Raw genomic sequence first — 21,613 nt, 5'->3', positions numbered from 1 at the left:
TAATTTTGTGGAACAGGCATCTTGCCTGTTAATTTTGTGGAACAGGCATCTTGCCTGTTAATTTTGTGGAACAGGCATCTTGCCTGTTAATTTTGTGGAACAGGCAAGATGCCTGTTAATGTGGAACAGGCATCTTGCCTGTTAAGAGAGAATGGTGCAAAATCTCCTTTTAATCCTACTCCATCTCCTGCAAAACCCCTGTCAAAATTTCCACAATTTTATCGATATGTTCTTTCTCAATAATCAGCGGTGGCGACAAAGCAATAATATCACCCGTAGTCCGAATCAGCAACCCTTTTTCATAGCACTGCAAGAAACAATCAAACGCCCGTTTTCCCGGTTTCCCAGCAATAGATTCCAACTCAATCCCCGCCACCAGTCCCAGATTGCGGACATCAATTACGTGCCGCACTCCCTTCAAAGAATGCACCGCATCTTCCCAGTAACCAGCCATCTTATCTGCTCGTTCAAATAACCTTTCTTCCTCATAAATATCCAGCGTCGCCAAAGCAGCCGCACAAGCCAGAGGATGACCAGAATAAGTATAACCGTGAAAAAGCTCGATCGCATTTTCAGGAGCATTCATAAAAGCATCATAAATGCCTTGTTTCACAAACACCGCCCCCATCGGCACCGTACCGTTAGTTATCCCTTTCGCCGCCGTCACAATATCGGGAACCACCCCAAAATATTCCGTAGCAAAACTAGAGCCTAGCCGCCCGAATCCGGTAATTACCTCATCAAAAATCAGCAGAATTCCGTATTTGTCGCAAATCGCCCGCAGTCGCTCCAAATAACCTTTCGGCGGAATCAAAACCCCAGTCGAACCAGCCACCGGTTCCACAATTACCGCTGCAATATTAGACGCATCGTGCAAAGCGACAATCCGCTCCAATTCATCGGCCAAATGCGCTCCCCATTCCGGTTGTTTGCGGCTGAAAGCATTGTGTTCGAGATTGTGAGTGTGAGGCAAATGATCGACTCCCGTGAGCAAACTGCCAAAAAACTTGCGGTTTGTACCGATACCCCCGACAGAAATTCCCCCAAAACCAACGCCGTGATAGCCACGTTCCCTGCCGATTAATCGTTGGCGAGTTCCTTCACCTTTCACCCGGTGATAAGCAATCGCAATTTTTAAAGCAGTTTCTACAGATTCCGAACCCGAATTAGTAAAGAAAACGCGATCGAAATTGCCCGGAATCATCTTTACCAAACGTTCCGCCAATTCAAAAGCACCCGGATGTCCCATCTGAAAAGCCGGGGAGTAATCCAAACGCAAAACCTGCTGTTTAACTGCTTCGGCAATTGTCTCGCGCGCGTGTCCTGCATTCACGCACCACAGCCCCGCAGTACCATCTAAAATTGAGCGGTTATCATCGCTTGTAAAGTGCATATCTTTGGCAGAAACCAACATTCGCGGATTCGCTTTAAACTGTCGGTTGGCGGTGAACGGCATCCAGTAAGCGTCCATATTTGTCATGTTTTTTTATCCTTTTATATTGATGCTTCTGCATCCAAACTATAACTTGCTACCGATTGCCGATCGCCCGACGCTTATTATAATTTTACAAAACACCTCTATCCCTCTTTCTATCTTTTCTATCTCCTCTGCGCCCTCTGCGTCCTCTGCGGTTAGTAAAAAAAATATCATTCACAAATGAAATAAAATCACCGCCACAATCCTAAATCTTGGCGATGGCTTTCCTAGCGGCAGAGATATCAGATTAAAAACCCGGTTCATTAATTAACATAAAAAACCGGGTTTTTAAGGAACATTAAAACTTGATGTTTAATGACAAAAACTAGCTAATTAACGATCGCCTCTACAGACTCATGCTGCAACAAACCGGTCAGCATTTTCACAGGTCTTTCTTCGTAGGGCCACGCGAAAGCATGGCGGAAAGCGGCCTCTTGACACGCTTGCAACTGCCGAAAATCAATGATATCCAAAGTTAACAAATTCTCGTACTCGAAAGGCAATCGCACGTTGTGCAATCCCGCGTTGTCGGTGCAAATGGCAATATCGACGCCAGCTTCAAAACATCGATCGAACACAACCTTCAATTCGCGCATATCCTGCAACGTCCCCGTTTTGAGATAGGTAGTCGGGCAAACCTCCAAGCATTGACCCCTGCGCGCGACTTCTGGCAGCAGTTCGGGATATTTTAACGGAATTTGAATCCCGTGGCCGATACGCATCAGATAAGGCAGAAGTTCGGGATAACAGCCAGAGGTAGTTTCGTAGAGGTGGCCGGTAGTTTTGATGCCGATCGACCTCGCGTACTGGTACAATCCGACAAACTCCTCCAAACGATCGCCAATACAATCATCGCCCCCAGCTAGATCGATCGCACAAACATATTCCCCCATCCCGGCCGCCAAATCTACGATCGCCCGATTCACCTCATAGGGTAAACGCGAGTGCATACACAAAATTTGGCTAGTAACAATCGGACAATCGCTAATTTGACTTGCCTTGCCCACAACTTGTACAATTTCTGCCATCAAATCAATGCGTTCTGACTGATTCAAATGTTCTGGAGTCCGCAAATAAGGCGTATAGCGCAACTCCAAATAAGCCAGATTTTCAAACACGTAAGCGCCCCGCATCAACCGATAGATGAAATAAGGCAACGTCTCAACAGTTTGAACGCTTTCTACCAGCGTGTGCAGTTCCAAATACTCATTGAGAGTATTGCGCGGACGAGTGTAAAACTCCTCAAATTCCGAGTATTTCGGAAATCGATTAACCATCTCAGCATTGTGGCGATCGAAATACCGCCACAGCACCCTAGGAACGACGGAACCACCCAGATGGCGGTGCAACTCAGCGTGTAAACTCATGGCAACAAAGCCTCTATTTTCTCAATCTTAACAAAAATTAATTAGTCAGTAGTCATTAGTCAGTAGTCAGTAGTCATTAGTCATTGGTTATTTGTTAGTTCCAATGCCTAATGCCCAATAGACATCTCCCATAATTCTTGTGGAACAGGCATCTTGCCTGTTCAAAATAGGCTTTTTGGGAGATGCCCCATGCCCCATGCCCCATGCCCCATGCCCCATGCCCCATGCCCCATGCCCCATGCCCGTATCTAAAATCCCAAATCTAAAATCTAAAATCTAAAATTGATTGACATTTCGGACGCATTCATACATAATCGGAGATTGTGTCAACCTGAACAGAACGCGAGAAACCCTTGGCTAACGTAGTTGTAATCGGCGCCCAGTGGGGCGATGAAGGAAAAGGCAAAATTACCGATTTGCTCAGCAAATCCGCAGATATCGTTGTCCGCTACCAAGGGGGCGTCAACGCGGGTCACACCGTGGTAGTCAACGGTCAGACTTTCAAGCTGCACTTAATTCCGTCTGGGATTCTCTACCCTGATAAAGAGTGTATTATCGGCTGCGGCACGGTCATCGACCCTAAAGTTTTAATTGCAGAGTTAGATCAGCTAGAGGCACTGAATATTTCGACAACCTCGCTGATGATTTCGGAGACGGCTCACGTCACGATGCCCTATCATCGATTAATTGATGTAGCATCGGAAACGCAGCGGGGAAATTATAAAATCGGGACGACGGGACGCGGCATTGGCCCTACTTACGCCGACAAGTCGGAACGCACTGGCATTCGGATGCTAGATTTAATGGACTTGGACGGGTTGCAAGAACAATTGGAATGGACGATTAATTGTAAAAATGTCCTTCTCGAAAAACTCTACAATTTGCCGCCTTTAAATCCGCAAGACGTAATTGATGAATATCGAGTTTATGCGGAACGTTTGCGCCCGCACGTAGTAGATAGTTCCCTGAAGATTTATGAGGGACTTCACAAGCGGAAAAATATTCTGTTTGAAGGCGCGCAAGGCACTTTATTAGACTTAGACCACGGCACTTATCCTTACGTTACTTCGAGCAATCCCATCGCTGGCGGTGCTTGTGTGGGAACCGGAGTCGGCCCAACAGCGATCGATCGCGTAATTGGCGTAGCAAAAGCTTATACAACCCGCGTCGGAGAAGGCCCATTCCCTACTGAAATGGTAGATGGAATAGGAGCAATTTTGGGCGATCGAGGTGCAGAATTCGGCACGACAACCGGTCGCAAACGCCGCTGCGGTTGGTTCGACGCAGTAATCGGCCGCTACGCAGTCCGCATCAACGGCCTTGACTGTCTGGCAATTACCAAACTAGATGTTTTGGATGAATTAGAAGAAATAAAAGTTTGCGTTGCTTACGAAATTGACGGCGAAAAATGTGTTGATTTCCCGAAAAGTTCCCGGATATTTGCTCGGTGCCAACCTATTTACGAAACCCTTCCCGGTTGGAAACAGTCTACGGAAGAGTGCCGGAATTTGGAAGATTTACCGCCGCAAGCTTTGAATTATCTGAAGTTTTTGGCAGACTTGATGGAAGTGCCGATCGCGATCGTTTCTCTCGGTGCGAGCCGCGACCAAACTATTATTGTAGAAGACCCGATTCACGGCCCGAAACGCGCTTTGCTTTCTGCAGACGGTACGCCAGTAGCAGCACAATCATAACAGGTTTAGTTATAATAGACAAAAAGGGTCTATCTCATGTGTGACGAGGCTCCAATGACCGATGAAGATCGTCTGATATACCAACTAACCCTTCATCGAGATTTGGTTGGCTGGGTAATCGGAAAGTTAGCTGAAGATGGCATTGCATCCCAGAGAACTACTGGCAACGATCCGAAAGGAGACATTTTGATTGTCGCTCCCAATGAGGCCTCGCAAGTAAAAGAAATAATTCGGGATCTTCATAATCAATACACGAGAGAAAATATCAAAGATTCACAGTCAACCTTAGAGGAAAGAAAAACAAACTTACCGCATATAGAAATCAAAACCACATACCTTTCAGGAAAAGCAGTTAATGAAATTATTGATACTGCTACTGTCATTGCAGTTGTAAGTGCCGATAGAATTTCTGAACCGGGCAAGGCAAAATTTATAAAAGCAGGTATAGCTTATGCCGAAAATATTCCTTTGGACGAGTTTCTAGATGTTTAGTAGCAGGAGTAATCCCAATGTTTGACATCAGTTTTTATTCAGCAAATGGAGAACCGTCCGATAGTGTAAGAATAACAGCAGCTACTTACGAATGGTTAGCAAAATCAGCATTTTCAAAAATAGGTGGCGAATCAGTCGAAACCCAAATTTACCTAGATGAAGAAAATGTAATTCTGCCTCTAGTTGAATTAAATCAAGATATTCGCCAGCAGTTCAAGAAAATTTTCAGCGAAGCAATCATCAGTGAAAGCGATGCAGTTCTTACTAAGCTGGGTGATTCCCCTTCAAAAGAAGAGTATCAATCAGGAACGTACCGTCTCAGAAAAATGCTGGAATTGCTCAAGTGTGTGGAAAACGAAAATTATCAATACCTTCAGCGAATTTAATCGGAACTTACGCAACTGGTTCAATTCGTAGGGTGCGTCAGTTGATAAGACCTAAATTTTTTGTCATAAACTCAATACTGACGCACCATACAAGCTAGTTAAAGTGTGACCGTTGACCTGAGTCTGATTAATGTTCGATCGCAATATCACAATTCTGGTAAAATGTAAAAACAATTAGCAGAAAGTCAGAAAATGGAACTCGCAGTAGAATGTCAAAAGCGGGCAGAAGGCAGTAAACCTAACGCCCTGCGCCGCTCTGGATTGATTCCCGCCGTCCTCTACGGGCACAAAGGCTCTGAATCCATTTCCCTTACCATCAAAGCCAAAACAGTTGAACACCTGCTCAAAAAGCACGTAGTCAACAATACCCTAATTGACCTCAGCATTCCCGACCTCTCTTGGAGCGGAAAAACCTTGCTCCGGGAAGTTCAAGTTCATCCTTGGAAGGGCTATCCTTACCACCTGAGCTTTTTCTCCGTGGCAACTCAAGACAGCCTGGAAGTTGAAGTGTCGCTGAATTTTGTCGGCGAACCAGTCGGCGTCAAGTTAGAAGGCGGCATTTTGGATACCGTACTGACGCAACTCGCAGTTAAGTGCAAACCAGACAGCATTCCTGAAGCAATTGAAGTAGATATTTCTCATTTAAAGGTTGGGGATGCGCTGCATATTCACGAGTTAGTTTTGCCTGCGGGAGTGGTAGCTCTCGGCGAACCAGATCAGGTGGTTGTTAGCGTGCTGGGAATTCAAGCAGGTTCTGAAGCAGAAGACGCAGAAGAAGACGCAGCCGCAGCAGCTTAATTAGTAATTGCTAATAGTTGTTAACTAATTAATTGTTGAAAAAAAAGGGCGATCGCTTTCTCCCAAAAGGGCGATCGTTTTTTGCTAAAAAGGCTATTCTAATTTGGGTTCGATCGCACTTACTCTACTGGGCCTTGAATCTGCTGTCGCACCCATTGACTAAAATCAATCTGTGCGGCAACTTCATCGATGAAAGCCACTTCTAGAAACTGGTATAAATCCGTTTTTTCAATAATGGGAAAAGTCGGAGATCGATCGCGCTCAACATAAGCCCCATCGACTAATTGCAGAATCCGCCATACCCGCCCGTTAAACCGCCAAAATTCCGGCACGCCTATACTGGCATAGAGTGTATTTTTATTGATATCGGTATGGGTAATATCTACTTCCACGACTAAATCCGGGGCGGGATCGACATTCAAATTAACCAGGCGATCGGCAACTAAGGTATAATTCTGAATGTAATATCCATTGTCTGGCTCGGCGCTCTTGAGTAGGTCTTCTCGATCGAGCCTAGTCGATCCCATCGTCTTCATTCTCATCCCCATCTCAACGATCAGGATTAAGATGAATCGTTCAATCAAACGAGCAGAGCGTTCGTGTTCTTCGAGGGGCATGGTGATTTCTAACACTCCGTTATCGTAAGTAAAGCGGGCGCGAGTGCGCTCCCTCAGCAAACTTTGAATTTGCTTGAAGGCTTGCCAATCGAGGTCGCGAAAGGTGAGGCGCTTTTCTCCGACAAGTTGAGGTGGTGGCTCTAACAACATCAAAATTACCGCAATTTAAGCGAAAGTTGACAGAACATTTACTGTTAATTATTTTAATATATTTCTTCCATAAGTCTGGTGGTGCAGCCCGGATACCTGCGATCGATTTTGGTGCGTGAGGAACTATTGCCGCTGGAACTTCGTCTGCTGCACTATCGACTTTCTCAAGTTTCTAGAGGTACAAACCAAACCTCGAAAATCCTGCTGACATCAGCCGAATCAGGCATCCCTCATGGGGGGTGAAAACCTGTATCTCCGGTGCAAGCACTAGAATGCCGGGAAAAAACCGAGGCGGAGGTGGTCGATCGCTTTTTTGCCGGAGTTGCGCGCTCGCGATCGTATTCTGCTATTGTTGAAGCTTTGCATCACATTCTCGACAGCTTTGGTAAAACGGCAATTGTTGGCGTCAAACCGCTGTATAATTGTGAAACATTTTGAATCCTATAATTTACTTGCTACTTGTGGAGCCGCCGCCCCTATGCCATCAACAGTCAGTACAGAATCAACAGCGGTTCAATTTAACCAACAGGGAGAAATATACTTATCCCAAGGAAAAATAGAAGAAGCCATCGCCTCCTGCGAGCAAGCTTTGAAGATTCACCCCAATTTTGCACCAGCTTACAAGACTTTGGGCAACGCGCTGCAAGCTCAAGGCAGGATGGAAGAGGCACGGCACTGGTACGCTAAAGCGATTGAAATAGAACCGAATTTTGCGGAAGTATACGCGAATTTGGGCAGCCTGGGCGCGCAGCAGCAAAAATGGCAGGAGGCGATCGGATTTTATCAAAAGGCGATCGCGATTAAGCCGAATTTCGCGGGAGTGTACCGGAATTTAGCAAAAGTATTCGGACAAATTAACAAACCGGAAGAAGCCCAGCAGTGCTGGTATCAAGCATTTAGTTTGGAACCGGAAAAAGTAGCGCCGGGGGAACACTTGAATATGGGCGACGCTTTTTTCCGGCAGGAAAAATTCCCCGAAGCGATCGCCTGTTACGATCGCGCCATAAAATTAAATCCTAATGTGGCGACAGCTTACCAAAATTTGGGCGAAGCGCTCAAAAAACAAGGCAAGTTAGAGGAAGCGACAGCATATTATCGCAAAGCTATTGAACTGAACGCAGCTAATGCGAGAAATGGCAGCGAGGGAGAGCAAACATTGGCGGGTGCAACTGCGACAAACGGTGCAGTTAAGCAGCAGCCCGCAGCAACCGCAGTTAAGCCGCCAGTGCAGCCGCCAGTTAAGCCGCCAGTTCAGCAGGCAGTTAATTCTACAATTAATATAGAAGATCCAGAAGCATACAAAATACTGGCAGAAGGCTATTTTGCTCAGGGTAAATTGGAACAGGCGATCGCAGCTTGCAAGAAGGCGCTGCAAATTAAGCCGGAAGCGCCGCTTTACAAAATGCTGGGCAACGCCCTGCAAGCTGGCGGAAAAATTGATGAAGCTAAAAGTTGCTATGTCAAAGCAATAGAAATCAACCCAAATTTTGCCGAAGCTTACGCTAACTACGGCAGCATTTGCGCGCAGCAAGAACAGTGGCAGCAAGCGGTTTCTGCTTACGAAAAGGCGATCGCCCTGAAACCGGATTTTGCCGGTGCTTTCCGCAATTTTGCGAAACTGTTGACGCAGTTAGGCAAGCCGGAGGCTGCTGCTGAGGCTTGGTATCGAGCATTTGCGATCGACCCGAAGTCTGGCACCGCTGAGGAACACGAGAATTTAGCCAAAACTTTGATCGAGCAAGGTAAGGTAGATAAGGGAATTGACTGTTACCGGCGCGCGGTTGAGTTGAACCCAAATGCTGGCGCAGCTTATCACGAATTGGGCGAAATTCTTAAGGGTCAAGAACAGTGGGAAGCGGCGGTAGATGCTTACAGCAATGCTATTAGAAACAATCCCGATCTTTCTTGGTCGCACAACAATTTAGCTGAGTCGCTGGTTAAGTTGGAACGGTGGGAGGAAGCTGTAAATGCTTACCGCAAGGCGATCGAATTAAATCCTGATTTTAGCTGGTCTCACAACAATTTAGCAGATGTATTGCTGAAGTTGGAACGGTGGGAAGAAGCTGTAGAGTCTTACCGGAAAGCAACAGAATTAAATCCAGATTTCAGTTGGTCGCACAACTATTTAGCAGACGCGCTGATTAAACTGGGAAGGTGGGATGAGGCAATTTCGGCTTACCAAAGGTCGATCGAACTCAATCCCGACCATTTTTGGGCGCACAACAATTTAGCAGAAGCGCTGGTGAATTTGGAACGGTGGGATGAGGCAGTTGTTGCCTACCGGCGTGCTAATGAAGTTAATCCGAATTTCTTCTGGTCGCAGAGCAAATTAGGCGACGTGTTGCTAGAAATGGAAAGGTGGGAGGAGGCGATCGATGTTTACCGACGCGCGGCCGAGTTGAATCCTGATTTTCCGTGGACTTATTACAACATGGGAACGGCTTTTGAGAACCTGGAACGGTGGGATGAGTCGATCGCCGCTTACCGCCGCGCTGCGGAGATTCAGGCGGATTTGCCGTGGCTTTCGCAAAAGTTGGCTGATGCTTTGAGGATGCGATCGCAGTGGGATTTGCAGGAGGCGATGCGTTTATACCGACGGGCGATTCAGGAGAATCCTGATGACGTGCAGTTGTATCACAAGGCGCTGGAGATTGCGCCGAATGATGCTGACCTTTATGTTGAGTTGGCTGATGCTTTGGTGCGGAAAAATTGGTCGGATGGGGCGATCGTCTTTTATCAGATGGCGTTGCAGATTCGACCTGATGACAAGGCTATTTCTGGGCGGTTAGAAGAGGTTTTGGAAAAAAAAAAGGGGGTAAGTAACGCGATCGCCTCTCCTCCAGCCAATTCCCCCATTGAAAGTTTGCTATTAGATTCGTATACATCAATATATGAACGAGCAGAATCTTCGGTGAAATTTGGACAATGGAGAGAGGCGATTATTTGCTACATCAGAGCATTTCAACTTCATCCCGATCTGCAACATACAGACTGGGTTCAGCGTAATTTAGGTTCTGCACTAAAGGATGGATCGAACTTACAAAGATTACTTAATTTAAAATCGGCTCCATCTTACCTCAAGTTAACTGTCATAGTCCCAATTTTCAATGCTTATGAATATACTAAAAGGTGTTTAGATTCTTTATTTAAGCACACCAGTAGTCAGTATAATGTTCTCTTGATTGATGATGCTAGTCCAGATACAAGAGTCAGAGAATTGACGCAGCAAATAGCCGCTAGATATTCTCATGTCCGGTTAATTAGAAATCAAGAGAATTTAGGTTTTGTCAAGAGTTGCAATCTCGCTTTTCAAGCAACCGCAGGAGAGGATGTTGTTTTACTTAATAGTGACACTGTAGTTACTAATAATTGGCTCAATAAGATGATCGCGGCTGCTTATTCAGATGCTAAAGTTGCCACAGTGACACCTTTGACTAATAATGGCACGATCTGTTCAGTACCAGTTTGGCTAGAAGAAAATGAGATACCGGCAGATCACACTATTGAGAGTTTTGCGGAATTGATAGATAATATTTCTTACAAATGTTATCCTACCATTCCTACTGGTGTAGGATTTTGTATGTACATTAAGCGAGAAGTATTAGATCAAGTTGGTTATTTTGATGATGTTCATTTTGGCAAAGGATATGGAGAAGAAAATGATTTGTGTTGTCGTGCTACTGTAGCGGGATATATTCATATTATTGATGACGCTACTTTTGTTTATCATGCAGGAGGTAAGTCTTTTGGTCCAGAAAAACAAAACATTATCAATAACAATTTACAACAGCTTGCCCAGCTACATCCAACCTATTTAGGCAACGTTGCTGCTTTTATCGAAAACAAGGCTGTTCAAGATATTATTAGCAATATTCAACTCCATCTTCGGTTGTCGGAGCTTAAACGTTTATCGCCGATCTGTTTTATACTACATAATGATACGGAACTACCTCTTAATCATAACTTGGGAGGGACTGAATATCACTGTTCTGAGTTAGTTGCAATAATCAAGCAAAATCGACCAGTTTATACCTTTTATGGGACTGCCAGATCAACAGTCATGTTCAATATTTTTTTCCAAGATGAAGAATTTAGATTTGAGTTTCCTTGTCAATCTCTCTCTAGTCGTCCCTTTTTGGCTGAACAAAGCTTATCAGAATTATTTATCGCCTTAATGAATTATTTTGAACCTCAAATAATTCACATTCACCATTTGATTAATTTACCGATAGTCGATATTGCATTTGGGTTGAAAAGTTTAAAAATTCCCTACATTATTTCTACCCATGACTATTACTTTATTTGTCCTAGTCATAATCTTTTGGACTTACATAAATCTTTTTGTTTTGAATATAAAAGTGAATCTTATTGTCAAAAATGTATTCATTCTTTATTTAATGAAGGAGAAAATCTCAAGCAGGAATGGTATAGTCTTTGTCTAGAATTAATGTTGGGAGCATCTGCAATTATTTCTCCTTCGGATACGGCTAAATCTTATATGATTAGAGAATATCCACAACTCAGCAACAAAATCCAAGTTATTCGTCACGGAGTTCAGCCACAATCTCAACTAGACAAGTTAAAGATTAGCCAAGAAAATGGTCATCCGTCCCCTCGTCACAGTCCACCTATTAGAGTAGCTTTTGTTGGTACAATGCACCTCATTAAAGGATTGAATGTGGTTATTAAGTTATTGCAAAAAGTTTGGGCAAATCCACAGATAAAGGAACTGTTTTCTTTTGAATTTTATGGCCCAATAGATAACTCGCAAATTGATGACTATCTGATGTCTTTGATTAGGCAAAATACTAAAATATATGATGCTTATTCTCGCCAAGATTTACGCGAATTATTGAAAAATGTTGATGTTGTCATGCTTCCCGTGATTTGGGCTGAAACTTATAGTTTGGTATTAGATGAAGTTCTGTCACTGGGAATCCCTGTTATTACCACTCCTTTAGGTGCCAATGCTGAAAGGGTTAAAAAATATGGCGTAGGATGGGTTAGCAAATCTTGTTCTGCAGAAGACTTATTGGAAGTCTTAGTTAATTTAGCCAATGATTTTCAACAAATTGCAAAAGTTAGATATTCCACTGTTAAGCAGTATCCTTTGGTATCTTATGAAAATATGGCCCAACTATATATTACTGAGTATGAAAAATGTATTCCACAGGGCGACAATCCAGAATCTTCATCTTATGATAAACATATGTATGGTTGGGAGCAACAAACGTTATTACTTGCTTATTTTCAATGCAAGTTGTTCTTAAGCATCTCTGGACTAAAAGTTAACTAAGTAGTCTTACTTTTAATTAAATGATGTTTAAGTGTTTAATTGTTTAATTGCTACAGTCTTACTCGTAATCTAATTATTACAATCTGGTTTTATGTTGTTCAAGATTGTAATACACTCATTATAAATATCTCTCCAATTACAGTCATAATTTCGTGTGAACATAGCGGAATCATCAACATCAACACCAGTTACAAAAATTGGCCTCACGCAATTTTCCCGTATTAATGATGAATAAGTATCCTCTATGTATTGATTATTAGCAAAAGCTGTATGACCGTGAACAACACAAGGTTTATTGGCAATCCATGAAGTAAATACAAGACCAGCACCTATCGGGGCTATGCACAAATCTATTTCATGCGCCCATAGGACTTTTTCATAGGTTGTAGAACCGATAGCACAGTAAGTATTTATATTTTTAGGAATTAAATCCAAAATGTTCCGCATAATATTTATTTCAAGTTGTATTCTAGGTTCTTCCTCGGGATCGTTTGGCTCTGTACGAGACCATCCATCAAAGACAACAGTTAATTTGGGGAAATCTCTAGCTAAATTTTTGATTATATTAGCTAGACCTTCAACTTGGGACAACCATACTCTTCGACTTCTGATTGTGATCCATAGTAAGGGGAATTTTTTCCTTGATTCTTCCACTTTTTGCAAAAAATCCTCTGAACATTTCTTGAGAGAACACTCATAAATTCTAGTAATTAATTTTTCCTTAATATAGAATCCAGATAGGGGAATTACAAAGTAGTTATTACTGATGATTGTTTGCGAAATATTATCTTTATTATCTTTACGTATGATTGTTGGGGGAGGAATTTCTGGAAAAACAGAGCCTATATCAAAAAAGTCAATATTACTAATTAATAAGTTATTGATATTCTTTAATAACTTACTGTAAACCAAATATTCAATAGCTGTCAAGTCATTCCATATATAATGAGAAAGATTCCTCGCTAAGCCTAATATAATCACAGACTTTTTATGGGTTTGAGAAAAGTAAGAGGTTAAATTTTTATGTTCTTTAACAAATAGAGCTTTAAAGTGATTAATAACGAAAGAGTAGTTATGATGCTCGTAAGCTACATATAAAGTTACGATTATCTCTGATTTGGGAAAATAAACACAGAGTGGAACACCAAAACAATCACCGATTAGCAAATAAAAAACTTGACTACTAACAAATCGATACAACGTGTATCCATGCAGCCAATATATTGACTGATTAGATCTAATACTATTTCCTGTAAACGGACAAATTAGGTAAATATACCCAGTCTCTATCATGCTTTGCTGTAAATACATTCCTCCTGACCAAACATTATTAGAAAATAAATATTTTCTATAAATTTCTCTAGAAAGTTTTATTTGTTGTATTTTATCGTTTTGAGGAAAATTATTAATATAAATTTTTTTTAAAGCTATATTATCCTGCTTCATCAATTCTAAATTGGCCAGTGATAATTCTGAGTCATAAATCAATAATTTATCTTCTTCCGTTAACAAATGAAGATTAATAATTTTATACTGAGAAGTCGAGCTAAAATATTCAAACGCATCTTCTTCAAGAATTGGTAATTCAGGATATAAATTATTTTCAGTATCTCCAAAAGCCAACTCATTTATCTGCTTCCACAAATATTCATAAATATTCTCCACTGGTTGGTCTGAAACAGTCCTAAAAAAAGAAAGTGCTTCGGCAAAATCACTTTTTTGGGATTGTTGACTTGCTAATTGATAAAAACCCGTTGCTAGGCAATCTCTTAATTGTGAGCATTTTTTGACGTGAGAAGGAAGGTTTGATAGTTTGATTGCTTGTTCATAAGATTTGAATGCTGAATTAAGATTATTTTGTTCTATTTGTAGCATTCCTAGCTCAAAATAGGCTTCTCCTAGCTTATGTTTAACGAAAACAAAGGTTGCATCAACAAGCAAGGCACGTTCGTAAATTTCAATAGCTTCCGGCCACTGCTTGGTCTTCATTAATGCTTCCCCTAAATTATGGTAAGACCAGATAAAACAGGGGTTAATTTCTATCGCTTCATGGTAAGCACTAATGGCATCATGCCAGTTTTGTAATTCCATTAGTGTGTCTCCCAAGTAGTAACAAGACCAAAAAAAAGATGGGTTTATCTCAGCAGCTTTAGAATAAGCTGATACAGCATCTGCCCACTTTTTTTGATGCCTAAAAGCATCTCCTAAAAAATGGTAAGACCATGAAACATTTGGGTAAATGCGTATAAGTTTATTGTATAATATAATTGCATCTTTCCAGGACTCCACGTCATCCAATTTGACTAAAATATCTGCCAGTAGAAGATAACAATCAATAAGCTCAGGCTCAAGTTCTATCGCTTTAAAGTATGCCTTAATCAGATTATCTAACTTGCCTAAATAGTTATCTTTATTTAGTGGTATAAAATATTTCAACAAGTAAACATCCGTTAGACTTTTTAAGGTGTGGATGTATGTTGCGTTTAAGGATAAAGCTCTCTCGTAAGCAAATATAGCTTCATCATAGAGTTTTCTTTCTCGGAAACTATCACCTAAAAAGTGGAAAGACCAAAAGAAAGATGAGTTTAGTTGTGTAGCTTTGCTATAAACAGATATGGCATCTACCCAATTTTTTTGATGGCGAAAAACATCTCCCAAAAAGTGATAAGGCAATGACAGGGTAGGATGTGTTTTTATAAGGTGTTCGTAGAATAAGATCGCATCTTTCCATGATTGCGCCTTATCTAATGTGACCAATGTCTCTCCCAATAGATGATAAGGATTAAAAGATTCAGGGTCAAGCTCAATAGATTTAAAGTATACCTTGATAGCATCTTCTAACTTACCTAAATGAGTAAGTTCTTGACCTTCAATAAAATATTTAACACTATCATCCTGTAAACTCATTGTGCGATCAACTCCTTTTTGATGTACCAACAATTGGGCATATAGATAGTGGCAGAAAGTTGCTCTTCATACATAAAAAGACCAATCTCGATTTAGGATAAGCTATTCAACATCTAAGTTTCGGAAGATAACTAAGCAAGTATTGGGCATCATAAGGAAAAATATGCGGTTTAACTGCTGAATAGCTTACTACAAAAACAGTTACTCTCTTTTAATCTTTAGAATTATTTTTTTAATTTCATCATAGACTGCTTTCCAGTCACATTCATAGTTTCGATTGAGATGATGAACTGATTCATCTAAATCGACTATAGCTTCATCCGGGACTGTAATTGGCATTACAATATTTTCTCGTCCCAACAAATCTGCCTTTACCTTAGTGCAAAATTCCTTATTACCCAAACCCACTCCAGGTTTGTTCGCAATCCAGGTAGTAAAAGCATTTCCAGATCCTAATGAGGCAATCCAGGTATCTACCGCATAACCCCAAACTACTTTTTCATAACTTAGAGAGCCAATAATATCATAAATTTTAACTTGAGAAGGAATCATAGCTAAAATTTCATTTGCTATGGGTCTTTCGGTATCTATCATTAAACCCCCATAATAATCATCTCTTTCTATCCGCGACCATCCATCAAGAACAACCGCCATATTTGGAAAATCAGCATAGAGACTTCGGATAATATTAACTATTCCTTGGGTTTGGGATTTCCAAACTCTCTGATTAGTACGAATACCGATCCACACCAATGGAAAATAGCTTTGAGATTCTTCTACTATCTTCAAAAAATCAGGTGAACAACGTTTCTGAGAACCTAAATATATTTTATCGGCTAATTGGTCTTTTACAAGCACTCCAGCGCTTCTAAGGGCCATATAATTATTTTTCAGGATAGTTTGGAAAATACTCCAGTCATCAGATAGTCTTTCAACTTTGGTTTCTGGTATTTCTTCGGGAAATATGTAACTCATTCTCAAATATTCATTTGAACCAACCAAAAATTTATCCACTTTGGGCAAATTTCCGTTTTCATATAAATCGTGAATACCTGATACTTCATTCCAAAAATAATGACCAATGTTACTAAGTATTCCCGAAACGCAAGCTACAGGTTTTGGATCGCTCGAAGAAATATATGTCTTAACATCTTGCCAGCAGCTTACCATAGAACTTTTAAGTCTATCCACAATTTCTTCAAGTCTATTATGAACATACGCAAAGCCAATAATTGTTTCTAGTCTGGGAATATAAATACAGATTTTTCCTCCCCAAAAATGACCAGTCATTAAATAAAAAACTTCTCGACCAACAAATCGATAACTAAACATTGGCAACCAATATGGATCATAAAATGATTGATTTGATCTGACAATTTTGCCACTAAAGGGACAGATTGAATATATGTAGCCTGTTGTAACTATTGTTTGTTGAAATAGGTTATGGCTAGAAGCAGTGGCGGAAAGTTTGATAGTTGATTCTTGATTATCAAAACTATTTATGTAAATCTCCTCTAAAACTTTGTTATTTTCCTTGATTAATTCTAAATGCGCCAAAGATATACCTACTGTAGCCAAAAAATCTTTATCTGATTCTGTAATCGCTTCCCACATGATTAACCTATAGTTACTATTTTCTCGGAAATATATTTCTGCATCTGTGCGTTGAATTTCTCTACAATAAGGACTATTTTCATTCAATATACCAAGTTGATTTAATCCATTCCATAGATAATTATACGCAAAGGATTCTTGGGCTCTTTGAGGAGCTTTTTTAAATAAGTTAAGTGCTATATCTAAGTCGCCTTTTTCAGCCTGTTCAATGGCTAGTTTATAGAAACATCTGGCTAAACACTCCTGTAATTCTGAGTAATCTTTTACTTTTTCGGGATGAGTATTTACTGCTTTTTCGTAAGATGCTAATGCTAAATCAATTTTGCCTTCTTCAAGTTGTAAAAGTCCTAGCTTAAAATAAGATTGCGATAACCTATTAATCAAGGGTGTAAAGTTGTTTAAATCCAGCATCAAAGCCCCTTCGTAAGCATTAACCGCTTCCTCCCACTGCTTAGTATTCATAAATGCTTCGCCTAAGTTATGATAAGACCAGATAAAACTAGGGTTTAGTTTGATCGCGCTCTGATAAGCAACAATAGCATCATCCCACTCTTGGACTTTCAGCAGTGCATCTCCTAAGTTATGATAAGACCAAGAGAAATGAGGATTAATTTTGATCGCAGCATTAAAACTGGCAATAGCTTCAGGCCACTTTTCAATTTGTAGAAAAGCATCTCCCAAGAAATGATGAGTCCAAGAATTCATGGGTTCATCATCAATTAGTTTTTGATATGTTAAAATTGTCAATTTCCATAGTAGAGGCTGCTTAAGCTTTAATAATAATTCTCCTAAATGATGATAGTATTTCGCTGATTGTGGTTTCAAATACTCGATAGTTTTTAGGTGTAAACAGATAGTAGCAGGATTTGCTTGATCTGCATAACTATTTAATAAACCTTCTAACTCTTCAAAAGAAATTTCTAGTGATAATTTATTGTCTACTTTATTTAATGAGTTCATAGTTTTCCTTATGATGCTTCCTTCTAAGGTACAACAGATATAATTTCATGTCAACAAGTATTTACATAAAATTATATGTTATCAATACTTCGGATCGTTTTTAAATAGGAAAGCGATGCCTACGGCAAGCTTCACTAACGCAGCCCACCACAGAATCCCAAAAAGTGAGTGGAATGGAATCTGAGTCCAAAACAAAATGGCTTCTGATAAACGTCTGCAACTCAATCGGCATCTGATTTCTATCTTTATTGATAAGTTAGATTTAGCAAGAGTCCGGACAGTTTTTATATGGCCCAATGGCTTATTCTCGGTTGACTTCGCAGCCCCTGTGGATAATTAAATCAATGTCAGCTCCACCCCGCTCGTTGCATTTAATTGGACTTTATTTATGATCATTGCGCTGTAAAGCTTGTAGTCTCGTTCCCAAAACTGTCCGGAGTATTGATTTAGACCCAAATTTGATTTGAAATCACCCGAACTTTCCTTCACTCCTGTCTTATGGTACTTGGGCTGCATAAAAACTGTCCGAAGTATTGCTATTGTTTTTCCTTCCTCAATTAATCTCTTTGCAACCATTCCAACATTTTCCATACACCCTGTTTACAAGAAACCTCCGGCTCCCATCCCATCAGTTCTTTTGCCTTTGAGATATCAGCAACAAAAACCTTCTGATCGCTCTTCCTTGGAGCTAAGTTCTTATAGAGTAATTTTACATCCAAAAACTCTTCTAATAAATCAAATAACTCCAACAAAGACAAACTATTGTCCATGCTTCCACCAATATTAAACGCCTGTCCCCGCACCTTTTTAATGCGAGAAACAGCCGCAAAATAACAGCTTACAATATCACTTGCATAGAGAACATCCCGCACCTGCTTGCCGTTTCCAGCAATGGTAAAAGGTTCACAATCAGGGTCTTTTTTCTGTTCCAAAGCCTTCTGACAAAACCAACCAATCCACCCTTGATCGAAGGTAGAAAACTGACGACCTCCATAAATTGATGAGTGACGGAAGACCACCGTATTTAACCCAAACATCCGGGCATAATCTAACATATATTGATCCGCAGCACCCTTAGAACAGCCATATGGGGAACGGAAATCAAGAGAAACCGATTCATCTAACCCCTTTGGATACTTAGGAGAAACATATCGTTTTTCCTGTTCTTCATACTCCAGATATTCTAAATCCCCATAAACTTTATTAGTAGAAGAATAAATAATCGTACTTTCAGGACAACATTGACGCACCGACTCCAAAACATTAAAACTGCCAACCACATTAACTTCAAAATCAAAACGTGGATTCGCCAGGGAAGTTGTCATCGCAACCTGACCCACTAAATGAAAGATCACATCCGGCTTGACTTCTTTAATCGTCCTCTCGACATCATTAATATTCCGAATATCAGCATGAATAAATCGGAAATCCCCTTGACTGCGTAACCAGTCCAGATTTTGACTAGATCCCAAGCGATATAAATTATCCAAAACTACCAATTCATCGCCTTGTTGTAACACCTGTGCAGCTAAGTTACTGCCTAAAAAACCACAACCACCCGTTACCAGATACTTCACAAATTGCTCCTCAAATATTTATTTATTTTTAGCATACCAAGCAATTGCTTGACGTAACCCTTCCTCTAATTCAATTTTAGGTGCCCATCCCAACGCTTCCAAAGCTGCTAAATTCGCTTCAGAATACATAACTTCCCGTTCCCGATAAGGAACAGCACCAAAATTAAACTTAATAGAAGAATTAGTTAACTGCTTTACCAGTTCCACAAAATCGCGGATAGATATAGCTTTTCCAATCCCTAACTCATACTCTTGATAAGCAGAGTTTAACAGAGGAGCATTCTGCAAAAGCAGTTCATAGGCTGATAGAACATCATCAATGTGAATAAAATCGCGCTTTTGCTTACCTATAGTTAAGTCTAGTTGGGGCGACGATAAACATTTTGTAATGACAAAAGCCGGGAACTTAGAATCATCATCCCCCCCTCCCAACATCTGCTCTAGCTTAATATTGACAAAACAAATTTTTCCCATTTCAGCTAAACTCTGCCCCCATTCCCGAAACTGAGCCTTTGAGAGGGCGTAAAAATTTAACTGCTTGTGCAGGGGAGTATCTGTATTCACATAAGTCGGCACATTGAACTTAATGGCAGCTTGCAGTAAGCAGAGCGGAAAAACAGTATTTGCCTCAAATAACTCGGCAAAATACTCATTTTTTCTACCATAAAGCGTTGCTGTGTGAATCACTGCATCAATCTGTCCAAATTCTCGAAAGGGTGTTTCTAAATCACATTCATCTAAATTATATGAAGCAATCTGAGGCAAAACATCCTGAAGCCTTTGTGTATTAGAGAAACTCCGCTTTAAAATAATCAGTTGATGACCAGCTTGCAACAGTTTATGAGCAAGATGACTGCCCAAAAAACCCGTTGCACCAGTCAACAAAACCCTCTTTTTTTGCGACTGAGACTCAGAATCTTCAACCATGTTGATAGTTCCTAAAAAAATCTCTGATTTTTGATACTGTATAACTCAGCATTTCCTCTGTCAACCCTGGAAATACCCCCAACCAAAAAGCAGTTTGCATGACCCTATCTGTATTTCCAAGTTCGCCCACCACTCGGTATTTCAAACCCTTATATAAAGGCTGACGTACTAAATTTCCACCAAACAGCAATCGAGTTCCAATACGATTTTCCTCTAGATATTGCACCAGCGCATTACGAGTAAATGGCGCATCCTCCCTAACTGATAGCATAAATCCAAACCAACTTGGCTCAGAATCTTGGGCTGCTTCCGGCAACACCAAAACATCTTGTAAATCTTGCAAGTGCTGATATAGAAAGTCAAAATTATGCCGACGTTTCTCTACAAACTCCGGTAACTTATCCAACTGGGCGCAACCGACAGCAGCCTGCATATCGGTCATTTTCAAGTTGTAACCAACATGAGAATAAGTGTACTTGTGGTCATAGCCAAACGGCAAATCCCCCACCTGCCAGCCAAATCGCTTCCCGCAGGTATTATCTATTCCAGGTGGACACCAACAATCGCGGCCCCAGTCGCGGAAAGACTCGACAATCTTCTTGAGGCGAGTATCATTCGTCAACACCGCGCCTCCCTCACCCATAGTCATGTGATGCGCTGGGTAAAAACTCGCCGTTGATAGATGCCCAAACGTGCCAGTCTTTTTTCCTTGATAAAGGCTTCCCACCGCATCGCAATTATCCTCAATCACCCAGAGGTCATGCTTCTGTGCAAAAGTCATTACCGCCTCAATATTAAACGGATTACCCAATGTATGAGCAACCATAATGGCGCGAGTACGGGATGAAAAAGCAGCCTCTAACTGATCGGTATCGATATCGTAGGTGGGTAATTTTACATCCAAAAATACAGGCACTAACTGATTCTGAAAAATTGGATTCACAGTAGTAGGAAATCCAGCCGCAACTGTAATTACTTCATCCCCTGGTTGCAGCCGTTTATCCCCCAACTTCGGCGAAGTTAGTGCCGATAAAGCCAATAAGTTTGCAGAAGAACCTGAATTCACCAGCAGACAGTGCTTCACTCCCATCCACTCAGCAAACCTCTCTTCAAACTCAGCCGCATAGCGCCCAGTAGTCAGCCAAAAATCAAGCGACGCATCGACTAGCTGTACTAACTCGCGATCGTCAAATACTTTACCTGACACTGGGACATAAGTTTGACCAGGAACAAACTGTTTGTGGGCAAACTTAAACTGATGGTATGCTTCAACGGCCGCAAAAACCTGCTCTCTAAGCGCTTGCTCTTGCTGTGAACTACTAACTGGGCGCGGTGTGGCTTGGGTCATGGC

Annotated in this window: 15 protein-coding genes; 7 read left to right on the top strand and 8 right to left on the bottom strand. The window is 41.1% G+C overall.

Annotated features, from left to right (window positions below):
- Window positions 1–175: 175 nt before the first annotated feature.
- Together QT984_RS10700 and QT984_RS10695 are read right to left on the bottom strand one after the other, a co-directional pair.
- Window positions 176–1,480 carry an aspartate aminotransferase family protein gene (locus QT984_RS10700; protein WP_333373959.1) on the bottom strand — a complete coding sequence of 435 codons (1,305 nt, stop codon included), beginning with the start codon at window positions 1,478–1,480 and terminating at the stop codon, window positions 176–178.
- A 326-nt stretch (window positions 1,481–1,806) separates the two neighbouring features.
- Window positions 1,807–2,844 carry an adenosine deaminase gene (locus QT984_RS10695; RefSeq protein ID WP_333314086.1) on the bottom strand — a complete coding sequence of 346 codons (1,038 nt, stop codon included), beginning with the start codon at window positions 2,842–2,844 and terminating at the stop codon, window positions 1,807–1,809.
- Between the two features lie 353 nt (window positions 2,845–3,197).
- On the opposite strand from QT984_RS10695, the gene QT984_RS10690 reads away from it, so the two are divergent.
- The 4 genes from QT984_RS10690 to QT984_RS10675 all read left to right on the top strand — a co-directional run bounded on the left by QT984_RS10690 (window position 3,198) and on the right by QT984_RS10675 (window position 6,214).
- Entirely contained in the window at window positions 3,198–4,538 is a 1,341-nt protein-coding gene (locus tag QT984_RS10690) for an adenylosuccinate synthase (RefSeq protein WP_333057103.1), read from the top strand.
- Between the two features lie 54 nt (window positions 4,539–4,592).
- A complete protein-coding gene (locus QT984_RS10685; RefSeq protein ID WP_333057106.1) occupies window positions 4,593–5,030 on the top strand; it encodes a hypothetical protein in 438 nt (145 codons plus the stop codon).
- 17 nt (window positions 5,031–5,047) lie between these two features.
- Complete coding sequence (locus QT984_RS10680) at window positions 5,048–5,416, top strand: hypothetical protein (protein WP_333057107.1); 369 nt, start codon at window positions 5,048–5,050, stop codon at window positions 5,414–5,416.
- Between the two features lie 192 nt (window positions 5,417–5,608).
- Window positions 5,609–6,214 (top strand): 50S ribosomal protein L25/general stress protein Ctc, encoded by a 606-nt coding sequence (locus QT984_RS10675; protein ID WP_333057110.1) that lies wholly within the window; start codon window positions 5,609–5,611, stop codon window positions 6,212–6,214.
- A 119-nt stretch (window positions 6,215–6,333) separates the two neighbouring features.
- Here the strand turns inward: QT984_RS10675 and QT984_RS10670 are convergent, their stop codons facing one another.
- Window positions 6,334–6,981: a Uma2 family endonuclease gene (locus QT984_RS10670; RefSeq protein ID WP_333373957.1), complete on the bottom strand. Its 648-nt coding sequence runs from the start codon at window positions 6,979–6,981 to the stop codon at window positions 6,334–6,336.
- Between the two features lie 78 nt (window positions 6,982–7,059).
- Here QT984_RS10670 and QT984_RS10665 point away from each other — a divergent pair, with 78 nt between their 5' ends.
- Genes QT984_RS10665 through QT984_RS10655 form a run of 3 tightly spaced genes read left to right on the top strand, consistent with a single transcriptional unit; the run spans window position 7,060 to window position 12,277 of the window.
- Window positions 7,060–7,224: a hypothetical protein gene (locus tag QT984_RS10665; RefSeq protein WP_333337609.1), complete on the top strand. Its 165-nt coding sequence runs from the start codon at window positions 7,060–7,062 to the stop codon at window positions 7,222–7,224.
- Window positions 7,225–7,239: 15 nt separating this feature from the next.
- Window positions 7,240–7,419: a hypothetical protein gene (locus tag QT984_RS10660; RefSeq protein WP_333057112.1), complete on the top strand. Its 180-nt coding sequence runs from the start codon at window positions 7,240–7,242 to the stop codon at window positions 7,417–7,419.
- Window positions 7,406–12,277: a tetratricopeptide repeat protein gene (locus tag QT984_RS10655; RefSeq protein ID WP_333373955.1), complete on the top strand. Its 4,872-nt coding sequence runs from the start codon at window positions 7,406–7,408 to the stop codon at window positions 12,275–12,277. The genes QT984_RS10660 and QT984_RS10655 overlap by 14 nt, the downstream gene beginning before the upstream one ends.
- 69 nt (window positions 12,278–12,346) lie before the next feature.
- Here the strand turns inward: QT984_RS10655 and QT984_RS10650 are convergent, their stop codons facing one another.
- The 5 genes from QT984_RS10650 to rfbH all read right to left on the bottom strand — a co-directional run bounded on the left by QT984_RS10650 (window position 12,347) and on the right by rfbH (window position 21,610).
- Window positions 12,347–15,184: a tetratricopeptide repeat protein gene (locus QT984_RS10650; RefSeq protein ID WP_333373953.1), complete on the bottom strand. Its 2,838-nt coding sequence runs from the start codon at window positions 15,182–15,184 to the stop codon at window positions 12,347–12,349.
- A 201-nt stretch (window positions 15,185–15,385) separates the two neighbouring features.
- Entirely contained in the window at window positions 15,386–17,758 is a 2,373-nt protein-coding gene (locus QT984_RS10645; protein WP_333373951.1) for a tetratricopeptide repeat protein, read from the bottom strand.
- Window positions 17,759–18,315: 557 nt separating this feature from the next.
- The gene (locus QT984_RS10640; RefSeq protein ID WP_333373948.1) at window positions 18,316–19,335 is read right to left on the bottom strand and encodes a GDP-mannose 4,6-dehydratase; all 1,020 of its coding nucleotides are present in this window, start codon (window positions 19,333–19,335) and stop codon (window positions 18,316–18,318) included.
- Window positions 19,336–19,353: 18 nt separating this feature from the next.
- Window positions 19,354–20,262: an NAD(P)-dependent oxidoreductase gene (locus QT984_RS10635; RefSeq protein ID WP_333373946.1), complete on the bottom strand. Its 909-nt coding sequence runs from the start codon at window positions 20,260–20,262 to the stop codon at window positions 19,354–19,356.
- Window positions 20,255–21,610, bottom strand: coding sequence for a lipopolysaccharide biosynthesis protein RfbH (gene rfbH / locus QT984_RS10630; RefSeq protein WP_333373945.1), 1,356 nt, complete (start codon window positions 21,608–21,610; stop codon window positions 20,255–20,257). The genes QT984_RS10635 and rfbH overlap by 8 nt, the downstream gene beginning before the upstream one ends.
- Window positions 21,611–21,613 lie beyond the last annotated feature (3 nt).

It is taken from the genome of Microcoleus sp. Z1_B2 (genome assembly GCF_036700325.1).
Classification (GTDB): Bacteria; Cyanobacteriota; Cyanobacteriia; order Cyanobacteriales; family Microcoleaceae; genus Microcoleus.
The sequence above is the reverse complement of the archived record's forward strand: the minus strand, read 5'-3'. Positions and strand labels throughout refer to the sequence as shown.